Annotated in this window: 8 protein-coding genes and 1 pseudogene; 3 read left to right on the forward strand and 6 right to left on the reverse strand. The window is 72.9% G+C overall.

Annotated features, from left to right (window positions below):
- Positions 1–66 precede the first annotated feature (66 nt).
- Complete coding sequence (locus ACIRST_RS37605) at positions 67–1,059, forward strand: aminoglycoside phosphotransferase family protein (protein ID WP_402808360.1); 993 nt, start codon at positions 67–69, stop codon at positions 1,057–1,059.
- On the opposite strand, the gene ACIRST_RS37610 is transcribed toward ACIRST_RS37605, so the two are convergent.
- On the reverse strand, positions 1,026–1,847 hold the full coding sequence (locus ACIRST_RS37610; RefSeq protein WP_402808363.1) for a hypothetical protein: 822 nt from the start codon (positions 1,845–1,847) through the stop codon (positions 1,026–1,028). The two genes, ACIRST_RS37605 and ACIRST_RS37610, sit on opposite strands and share 34 nt — an antisense overlap.
- 72 nt (positions 1,848–1,919) lie before the next feature.
- Between ACIRST_RS37610 and ACIRST_RS37615 the strand changes: the two genes are divergently transcribed.
- Positions 1,920–2,228 carry a cupin domain-containing protein gene (locus tag ACIRST_RS37615; RefSeq protein WP_402808366.1) on the forward strand — a complete coding sequence of 103 codons (309 nt, stop codon included), beginning with the start codon at positions 1,920–1,922 and terminating at the stop codon, positions 2,226–2,228.
- Positions 2,229–2,343: 115 nt separating this feature from the next.
- Here ACIRST_RS37615 and ACIRST_RS37620 read toward each other — a convergent pair whose 3' ends face one another.
- The 4 genes and pseudogenes from ACIRST_RS37620 to ACIRST_RS37635 all read right to left on the reverse strand — a co-directional run.
- Complete coding sequence (locus ACIRST_RS37620; protein ID WP_402808368.1) at positions 2,344–3,099, reverse strand: alpha/beta hydrolase; 756 nt, start codon at positions 3,097–3,099, stop codon at positions 2,344–2,346.
- Between the two features lie 191 nt (positions 3,100–3,290).
- Positions 3,291–3,986: an aspartate/glutamate racemase family protein gene (locus ACIRST_RS37625; protein WP_402808370.1), complete on the reverse strand. Its 696-nt coding sequence runs from the start codon at positions 3,984–3,986 to the stop codon at positions 3,291–3,293.
- Positions 3,987–4,034: 48 nt separating this feature from the next.
- On the reverse strand, positions 4,035–5,894 hold the full coding sequence (locus ACIRST_RS37630) for a CocE/NonD family hydrolase (RefSeq protein WP_402808373.1): 1,860 nt from the start codon (positions 5,892–5,894) through the stop codon (positions 4,035–4,037).
- A gap of 189 nt (positions 5,895–6,083) precedes the next feature.
- Positions 6,084–7,152, reverse strand: a pseudogene (locus tag ACIRST_RS37635) (hydrolase); the annotation flags it as partial.
- Positions 7,153–7,266: 114 nt separating this feature from the next.
- Here ACIRST_RS37635 and ACIRST_RS37640 point away from each other — a divergent pair.
- The gene (locus ACIRST_RS37640) at positions 7,267–8,382 is read left to right on the forward strand and encodes a HoxN/HupN/NixA family nickel/cobalt transporter (protein WP_350526424.1); all 1,116 of its coding nucleotides are present in this window, start codon (positions 7,267–7,269) and stop codon (positions 8,380–8,382) included.
- Positions 8,383–8,502: 120 nt separating this feature from the next.
- On the opposite strand, the gene ACIRST_RS37645 is transcribed toward ACIRST_RS37640, so the two are convergent.
- On the reverse strand, positions 8,503–9,459 hold a 957-nt coding region (locus ACIRST_RS37645), incomplete at its 5' end, for an SGNH/GDSL hydrolase family protein (protein ID WP_402808377.1).

Here is a 9,459-nt window from a genome sequence, read left to right on the forward strand (position 1 = left end):
AGAGTGGTCTCCGCGGCGGACAATTCGCTTGCGAGGAGCGCCGCCGGCCCGGCAGGCTCGGTCACCATGTCCTCCTTCCCCGCGATGCACGCCGACGAGATCGACATCGACGACGCCCTGGTCCGCCGGATGGTCGCCGCGCAGTTCCCGCACTGGGCGGGCCTGCCGGTCGCGTCGGTGACCACGGCCGGGACGAGCAACGCGATGTACCGGCTGGGCGCGGACCTGGTGGTGCGCGTCCCGCGGATCCCGGGGGCCGTCGAGGACATCGACAAGGAGTGGGTCTGGCTTCGGCGCCTTGCGCCCGAGCTTCCGGTCGCGGTGCCCGCCCCGGTGGCCCGGGGAGGACCGGTGGACGGCTGCCCGTGGCCGTGGTCGGTCCTGCGCTGGCTCGACGGCGCGAACCCGGTGGTCGATGCGGTGGCCGAACCCGCCCTGCTGGCCGCCGACTTGGCGGCCTTCGTGACCGCGATGCGCCGGGTCGACCCGACCGGCGGCCCCGCCTCCTACCGCAGCGAGTCCCTGCCGGAGCGGGACGGTGCGGTCCGGAGGGCGATCGCGGAACTCCCGGACGTCATCGACGTCGCGGCCGCAACCTCCGCCTGGGACGAGGCCGTTCACGCCCCCGGGCACGCCGGTCCGGCGGTCTGGATCCACGCCGATCTGCAGCCCGGCAACCTGCTGGTGGACGGGCGCGGCCGACTGAGCGCCGTCATCGACTTCGGCTGCGCGGGCCTGGGCGACCCGGCCGTGGACCTGATCGCCGCCTGGTACGTGCTCCCCGGGCCGGCCCGCGCCGCCTTCCGGACGGCGGTGGCCGCCGACGGCGCCACCTGGGCCCGCGGTCGCGGCTGGGCGCTGTCCGTCGCGCTGATGGAGCTGGCCTACTACCGCCGGACCAACCCGCGGATGACCGGCATCGCCCGGTACGTGATCGGCGAGGTGCTGGCCGATCACGCCTCAGCGGCCGATCGCCACTCCCCGGCCGATCACGACGCCCTGGCCGATCACCACTCCCCGGCCGATCACGACTCCCCGGCCGGCAGCCGCCACGCGTAGGGGAACAGTTCGTCCTCCCAGCCGGGCGAGGCGGCGAGTTCGGCGGCCGCCTGCGGGGTGCGCAGCAGGCAGCGGTTGCGCAGCAGTTCGCGCCGCTCGGCCGGGGTGAGCAACTGCTCTTCGGGGGCCAGCTCCTGGTAGTGGCCGAGGTCGGGGCGGCCGTCGACCGAGCCGTCCTCGGCGACGTTGAGGTGGTCGCCGCCGGGGGTGCGGTAGTCGAGGCGGAAGTCGGTGCTCCACTGGGAGTTGCTGCCCCAGCCGTGCGAGAGGTCGTGCACCGGCCGGTCGGCGCGGCGGAACGTCCAGTAGAGCGGGAAGCGGTCGGCGACCCCGCGCTCCGCGTGCGCGGCGCCGGCCCGGATCCGTACCCGGGCGCGGTTGAACAGCAGTTCGCCGAGCATCAGCCCGGGGCGCCGGACCTCCAGGACCTCGATCGGCGCCTGCGGGTCCGCGGCCTGCTCGACGTCGACGATCTCGTGCAGGAAGGGGTCGAAGGGCACGAGGCCGTCGAACGGCGTCATCCCGAGGGCGGTGAACGCCCGCAGGTAGTCGTCCGGTCGCGGGTCGAGCAGCAGGACGTCGGCGACCCGGCCGAGCGCGTACAGCTCCTCGACGAGCGCCGGTCCGTGGTGCTCCTGGTCGCCCCACCAGGCGGAGCCGTGGACGGCGGCCGTCCGCAGGCGTGCGCGGTAGTCCGCGGCGGCCGCCTGGCCGAGCCAGCGGTCGATGTCGTCGGCGGCCGGCCCGTCGTGGTCGAGCAGGTCGTGGTAGAGCGTGCGTGCCTTCACCGGAGCGATCATCGTGAGGTTTTACCGAACGGTCAACCAATCGACGGCCCGGGACGGATAGCGTCCAGGGCCATGAGCTTGGTGGATGTGAACGAGCGGGCGGCACGGCTGCCCGAGGCCTGGCGCTCCCAGGTGCTGGGGCGGGTCGGGACGGCGGCGGTGAAGGTCCTGCGGATGGACGGGCGGGAGCTGGAAGCGGAGGCGCACGGGACGGCCGAGGTGCTGTTCGTCGCCGAGGGGAGTCTCGAACTCCTGGTGGACGGCGAGGAGTCGACCCTGCGGGCCGGTGAGCTGTGCGTCGTCCCGGCCGGCGCGTGGCACGCGGTGCGGGCGGGCAGCCGGGGGACCCTGCTGATCGTGGAGGTGCCGGAGGAGGGGTGATCCCCATGACGGCCCTTCGAGCAGGGCCGCCCGCCCCGGTGGCGCCCCGCCCGGGTGAGGACGGGGCACCACCGGGTCGGGGCACCACCGGGGCGGGGCACCACCGGGCCGGCGGTCAGCCGGCGGGCCTGCCGAGGTGGCGGGCGAGGAAGCGGGCGGCGCTGTCGGCCTCGAAGCGCGGGAACTCCTTGTGCTTGCCCGCGTTGACGTGCAGGGACTTCTCCGTCGAGGCGAAGGCGTCGAACAGTGCGAGGCCGTCCGCGCGGGAGATGTGCTCGTCGTCCCACTGCAGGCCGAACTCGATCGGGACGGTGATCCGCCTCGCGTGCTCGGCCAGGGCGTCGGGCCAGTGCTGGCCGAAGACCGCGGCCGTGATCCTGGGTTCGGCCGCCACGAAGGGCACGCCGATCGCGGTGCCCATGTTGATGCCCCAGTAGCCGACCGGCCCGTCGGCGCCGATCTCCGGGAGCTGCTGGAGGGCGTCCAGGGTCGCGTGGTACTCGGGCACGGCGAGCTTCGCCAGGTGGTCGTTGTAGCGGACGACGATCGGGCCTTCGGGCTCGCCGGCCGCCCGTGCCCGGAACATGTCGGCGATCTCCGCCTCGTCGTGGGCGGTGCGCGGCCGGTCGCCGTGCCCGGGTGCGTCGAGGACGGCGACGTGGAAGCCGTGGTCGTCGACGAGCAGCCGGGCGCGGCCCGACATCGAGGGGTGCTTCTTGTGGTTGCCGCCGCCGTGTCCCATCAGGACGAGCGGGGCGCGGTCGGCGCCGGTGGCCGGGGACCAGAGCACGCCGGGGACGCCGTCCACGGTGAAGTCGCGCTCGCGGATGCCGTTCGACACGGAATCGGCAGTGAACCGGAAAGTATTCATGGCAGTTGCCTTTCGGGAGGGCCTTGCTGGGGGAAGGCGCTCCCGGCGACGCCTACGTCAGTCGCCGACCGTGACGGAAAGGGGGAGCACCCACGTCGATACAGCCTTCACGGGTCTCACCTCCTCTGACGATGCCTCGGTCGGGGAAGATCTTGCTGCTTGAACGCCCTTCTGCGCAAGCCCTTTTCCCGTCACCGGTCGTCGAGGGCGGCGGCGACGGCGGCCTCCGCGTGCAGACGGGCGGTGGGGAACACCGGGACGGGGCTGTCCTCCTGCCGGACGAGCAGTTCGATCTCGGTGCAGCCGAGGACGATCCCCTCGGCGCCCGCCGCCACCAGGTCCCCGATCACCCGCCGGTACGCCGCCCGGGACTCCTCCCGGACCACCCCGACGCACAGTTCCTCGTAGATCACCCGGTGGACCAGGGCGCGCGCGTCGGCGTCCGGGACGAGGACGTCGAGGCCTCCGGAAGCCAACCTCCCCCGGTAGAAGTCCTGTTCCATGGTGAACGCCGTCCCCAGCAGCCCGACCCGGCGCAGGCCCGCCGCCCGTACGGCGGCCGCCGTGGCGTCGGCCAGGTGGAGCAGGGTGACTGAGACCGCCGCCTCGACGTGGCCGGCGACCTTGTGCATGGTGTTGGTGCAGATCAGCAGCAGGTCGGCGCCGGCCGCCTCCAGTGAGCGCGCGGCGGCGGCCAGGACCTCGCCGGCCTCGTCCCAGCGCCCGGCCGTCTGCAGTCGCTCGATGACGGCGAAGTCGACGGAGTGGAGCACGAGCCGGGCGGAGTGCAGCCCGCCGAGGCGGTCGCGGGTGAGTTCGTTGAGCAGGCGGTAGTACTCGGCGGTGGACTCCCAGCTCATGCCGCCGATCAGGCCAAGGGTCTTCATGGGGTCATTTATAAGGGCATCGAGAGGTGGAGGCAAACTCCATAAGGCTTACTTTGAGATCCTCTCCCGGGGCACCCGGTGCTGCCACTCGCGGGTGAACACCACCGATCCGGCCTCCAGCGCCCGCAGCTGCACGATGCTGAGGAAGTGCCCGGCATCGCAGCGCAGTTGGGCGCGGGTCTGGACGGTGACGTCCCAGCCGACGTCGGGGCGCTCCAGCCGGACGGTGTGGTCGGTGCGGGCCTGCGCGCTGAGCGGGGCGTCGGTGAGGATGCGGTAGGCGGTGACGGTGTGTTCGTCGCGGACGAGGCCGTCGGGGTGGGTCCGGGTGCCGTCGGAGGCGGGGGAGAGCTCGGTGCGCCACTCGTGCCGGCCGATGTCGTGGACGGTGAGGTGTTCGGGCCGGGCGGTGAGCGGTTCGGTGAGGTGGACGTCGAGCGGATCGGGCAGCGAGGGGGTCGAGAAGGTGACCGGCGCGGCGCCCACGTCGGCGGCGAGGTGGCGGACGGGCAGGCTCAGGGTGGAGCGGGACGGGTCGAGGGCGTACCCGCCGTCCTCGGCCGGGGGCCACACCCACGGCCAGTAGACGGAGGAGAAGGCGAGCCGCAGCCGGTGCCCGGCCGGGAAGGTCCAGCCGCAGGCGGCGAGCTCCACCTCGACGTCCGGGCCCTCGGCGACCAGGACGCCCCGGGTGACCAGCTCCGAGGTGCCGTCCGGGCCGACCGCGCAGAGCCGGACCGCCACCAGGGGCGCGGGACCGCCCTCGCGCAGCCGGAGCCGTACGGTCGGGGCGCCGAGCAGTTCGAGTGGCTCGGGCAGCGGCTGGGAGTCGAAGCAGACCGAGCGGCCGTCCTCCTCGCGCTGGTCGGGCGGCTGGTCGGCGGGGCGGCCGTGCGGGACGTAGGCACCGGCGTTGAGGCCGGTGTGCTGCGGCGAGCGGACGTGGACGAAGCGGTCGTCGGCGGCGGTGCCGGCGGTGCGCAGCGGCCCGTCCAGGCCGTAGTGGATCTCGCGGACGTCGGGCGAGGGCCAGGCGTCGTCGCCGGTCCAGCGGGTGCCGATCCAGCTGCGCAGGGCGGGTTCCTTGACGGCGCCGGTGTCGGCGCCGCGCAGCCAGTGCTCCCACCAGCGCAGCGTCTCGGGCAGGGCGTCCTCGGGCAGGCCGTGCGGCCAGGGGCCGATCAGGGCGCGCGCGGTGGGGGACTCGGCGAGCAGTCGCAGCACGAAGGAGCAGGACGGGTCCCCCCAGCCGGCGATCGCGAAGGTGGGGACGGAGACGGGCACGGTGGTCTCGCCGGCGGCGAGCCAGGTGTCGACGGGCGGCTCCAGGGCTTCCAGCCGGGTCAGCCAGCGGCTGCGCCAGACGTCGCCGACGTGGCGCGGGTCGGGCGGCAGGGCGGCGTCGGCGACCAGCGCGGTGAGCCGGGTGTGCAGGTCGGCGGCGAGGACGGCGCCGCCGAGCCGGTGGCCGCCCTCCGGGCAGGCGGTGACCACGGCGCCGACGATCTCCGGCATCCGGGCGGCCAGGCGCAGCGCGGTGGTGCCGGCCGCACCGACCCCGAGCAGGCCGACCCGCCCGGTGGAGTACGGGCGGCGGGCGAGCCAGTCGACCACGAAGGCGCCGTCGGTCAGCTCCTGTTCGCCGCCGGGCTCGCCGGGGGTGCCGGCGGAGTTGCCGTGTCCGCGGGTGTCGACCCGCAGGGTGGCGTAGCCGTGCCCGGCGTACCAGGGGTGGCGCCGGGCGTCCTCGGCGGCGGTCCGGTCGCTGAGGCGGCCGCCGGAGTACTCCAGCAGTGCGGGGACGAGCTCGTCGGTGACCGGCCGCCACAGGCGGGCGGCCAGCTGCGTGCCGTCGGGGAGCGGGATGCGGACGTCCTCGCGGGTGGTGTGGAAGGGGTAGGACGGCATGGCCGCTCCCATCGGGTCCCGGGCCGGGTGGGCGCCGACGGGCCCGCGGCGCGCCGACCGTGCGGCTGGTGGGCCGTACGTGCGCGCCGCGGGCGTCGGCATTCCGACCCTAGGGGAGGAAGCGGCCGTTTTCCTGGTGAGCGCTGCGCAGCGGTCACGCCCTTCGCGGTGAGCGCTGCGCGGTGGTCACGCCTTGCTCAGCCAGGCGGTGGCGTTGAGGGCGAGGGCGGCGTCGGTGCCGGCCGGGTCGTTCCAGCCGTTGTACAGGGTGTTGCCGGACTGGCCGGTGCCGTCGTCGATCGGGGAGCTGTCGCCCCAGATGGCCACCCGGCCGGAGCCGAAGGTGCTGGTGACGAAGAAGGCGCCGGTGTTGCCGCTGTAGCCGGTCCGGTAGACCAGGCCCTTGACCGAGGGGTTGTCGGCGGGCTTCAGGGTGAAGGTGGTGCCGTTGCGCAGGATCGAGCCGGTGACGGTGCCGAAGGAGCCGTGCAGGACGGGGTCGGTGGCGTCGCCGACCGCGCGCGGGTTGTCGGTGGTGATGTTGAGGAGGTCGACCGAGAAGCCGAAGGGGTCGTTGTTGTTCACCCCGTTGCTGGTCAGCAGGTCGTTGATGATCTTCGGCGAGTCCCAGCCGTCGTTGTTGCGGTCGCTGTTGGTGTGGTCGGAGATCAGGAAGAGTCCGCCGCCGTTCTGGACGAACTTCATGATCGCGGTCTTCTCGGCCGCGCTGAACCGGATGTTGGGCTCCGGGACGACGAAGGTGTCGAAGTTGGCGAGGTCGAGCGCGCCGCCGGTGCCGTAGGTGATGGTCGAGCCGGACGGGAGGGTCTTGAGGCTGTACTGGCCGGTCTTCTGCAGGGCGACGCCCCAGGCGGACAGCGCGCCGGTCCAGCTCTTCTCGGTGGTGGGGTTGGGGTTCTGGGCGAGCGGGTCGGGCTGGCTGGTGCTGATGATCCAGTCGGCGTTGCCGGCGGTCTCGGCCTTGCTGTTGTCGAACAGCACCCGGTGCGGGGTGGCGCTGACGGCGGCGGTCGCGGGGGCCGGGGCGGCGGTGGCGGTGGGGGCCAGGGTGGTGAGGCCGGCCGCGAGCAGCGCCGCGCCGGAGAGGGCCGCGACAGTTCGAATGCGGATCGTCATGTGCCGTTCCTCCGTGGGGAGTCGAGGTGTTCGGCGCCCGAGTTTTCGCGCGTAGAACGGCAGTATCCGCGCGTAGAGGGGCCGGAGTAAGTCCCGGGAGGTGACGAGGCCCTGTACGGATCGTGGGGATGTCGGGGTGGGCGGAGAGCAAACCGTAATTGCGCATGACTTGCAACTGCGTGCGTCCAGGCGGAAAGATGGCCCAGCTCAGCCCGTACCGCCGAAAGGACACCCGATGACCGCCCCTCGCTGGCGCGACCGACTCACCCGTGAGGAGTGGATCCGCCTGGCCGGAATGGGCGGGTTCATCCTCGCGCTGCACGTCGTCGGCTGGTTCACCCTGCTCGCGCTCGTCGCCCCCGAGCACTACACCGTCGGCGGCCAGGTGTTCGGTGCGGGCATGGGCCTGACCGCCTACACCCTCGGCATGCGGCACGCCTTCGACGCGGACCACATCGCGGCCATCGACAACACCACCCGCAAGCTGATGGGCCAGGGCAAGCGGCCGCTGTCGGTCGGCTTCTGGTTCTCGCTCGGGCACTCCTCGATCGTCTTCGGCCTCTGCGCGCTGCTGGCCTTCGGCATCCGCTCGCTGGCCGGCCAGGTGGAGTCCGACGACTCGACGCTGCACGAGATGACGGGCCTGATCGGCGTCACCGTCTCCGGCACCTTCCTGCTGCTGCTCGGCCTGATCAACCTGGGCGCCTTCAACGGCATCCTCAAGGTCTTCCGCCGGATGCGCGAGGGCGAGTACGACGAGGCCGAGCTGGAGCGCCAGTTGGAGCGGCGCGGGCTGATGAACCGGATCCTCGGCCGGGTGACCAGGGCCGTCACCAAGCCCTGGCACATGTACCCGGTCGGCCTGCTGTTCGGCCTGGGCTTCGACACCGCCACCGAGGTGTCCCTGCTGGTGCTGGCGGGCGGCGCGGCGGCCTTCTCGCTGCCCTGGTACGCGCTGCTCACCCTGCCGATCCTGTTCGCGGCCGGGATGAGCCTGCTGGACACCATCGACGGCTCGTTCATGAACTTCGCCTACGAGTGGGCCTTCTCCAAGCCGGTCCGCAAGATCTACTACAACCTGACCGTCACCGGGCTGTCGGTGCTGGTCGCGCTGGTCATCGGCTCGATCGAGCTGATCGGCCTGCTCGGCGAGAAGCTGGACATCACCAGCGGGCCGATCGCCTGGGTCGGCGGGCTGGACCTCAACTTCGTGGGCTACGCCATCGTCGGGCTGTTCGTGCTCACCTGGGCGGCGGCGATCGCCTACTGGAAGTTCGGCAACGTCGAGGAGAAGTGGTCGGCCGGGCTGGCCGCCGCCACCGGCTCCGCCACCGCCGCCGAGCCGGAATAGCGCGCGACGGGCGGACCGAGGGGCCGGTGACCGGGGTCTGGTCACCGGCCCCTCGGGGCTTTCCGGGGTCGCGTGCACGGGGCCGCCTGCGCGGGGCCGGCGCGGCGGGTCCGTGCCCGGCTACCGCAGCGCGGCGAGCACCGCGTCCGCCATCGCCTTCTCGCCCGTCGCGTTCGGGTGGAACGGCACGGCGGGCGAACCGGGCAGCGCGCCCTCGATCCAGCGGTCGTCCGAGCAGACGTCGTGCCCGACCGTCGGCGTCGCGGTGTCCACGTACGTCGCGCCGTTGGCCGCCGCCGTGGACTTCATGGCGGCGTTCAGCTTGTCGAGCACGCCGTACATGTACTCGACGTCGCCCGGCGTCACCGGCTGGCGCAGGATGCAGGCCGAGCCGTCGGCGGGCAGCACGGACGGGTAGCCGACCAGCAGCACCTTGGCCTTGGGGGCCTTGGTGTGGATCTGCTGGAGGGTGGTGGCGATCTGCGGGGCGATCGTGGTGCGGATCCGCTCGGCCAGGTCGTCGTTGCCGTACTGCCAGGACCACGTGCTCCAGTCCCAGTAGCCGTGGTGGTAGACGTCCTTGCAGGGCGTGCCCAGCGGGTTGACCACCGCGCCGGCGATGCAGGTGGCGACCAGTTCGCCGAGACCGAGGTCGCTGGCGGCGAGGTCGTTGCCGCCGATCCCGAGCGTGACCAGGTCGGTGTCGGCGGTCAGTGCGTCGAACTGCGGGTCGTTGACCTTGATGAACGCGTCGTACTGGGACTGCGTCATGTGCTTGACCTTGGCGGCGGCGCAGGTCACGTCGGTGTAGGTGCCCGCCTTGAGGGCGCTGGCGACGAGGTGGCCGTAGTTGTGGTCGGAGCGCAGGCAGAGTCCGGCCGACTGGCCGGGCACACCGGCGCCGGCGGCGTAGGAGTCGCCGAGCGCCACGTAGTGCTTCGGGGCGGGCGTGGCGGCCTGGGCGCTGGTGGAGGTCAGCGCCAGGGCCGCGCCGAGGGCGACCGCGGCGAGCGCGGTGGAATTCCGGAGGTGCCGGGAATTCCGGGCAGGGCGGAGCACGGTTCCTCCTGGGGGAGA

The organism is Kitasatospora sp. NPDC101447 (assembly GCF_044767225.1).
GTDB lineage: Bacteria > Actinomycetota > Actinomycetes > Streptomycetales > Streptomycetaceae > Kitasatospora.

What these genes read in the sequence shown, in the direction of transcription:
- ACIRST_RS37605 (WP_402808360.1), top strand. Translation starts at nt 67, where the DNA reads ATGTCCTCCTTCCCCGCGATGCACGCCGACGAGATCGACATCGACGAC.
- ACIRST_RS37615 (WP_402808366.1), top strand. Translation starts at nt 1,920, where the DNA reads ATGAGCTTGGTGGATGTGAACGAGCGGGCGGCACGGCTGCCCGAGGCC.
- ACIRST_RS37620 (WP_402808368.1), bottom strand. Translation starts at nt 3,099, where the DNA reads ATGAATACTTTCCGGTTCACTGCCGATTCCGTGTCGAACGGCATCCGC.
- ACIRST_RS37625 (WP_402808370.1), bottom strand. Translation starts at nt 3,986, where the DNA reads ATGAAGACCCTTGGCCTGATCGGCGGCATGAGCTGGGAGTCCACCGCC.
- ACIRST_RS37630 (WP_402808373.1), bottom strand. Translation starts at nt 5,894, where the DNA reads ATGCCGTCCTACCCCTTCCACACCACCCGCGAGGACGTCCGCATCCCG.
- ACIRST_RS37640 (WP_350526424.1), top strand. Translation starts at nt 7,267, where the DNA reads ATGACCGCCCCTCGCTGGCGCGACCGACTCACCCGTGAGGAGTGGATC.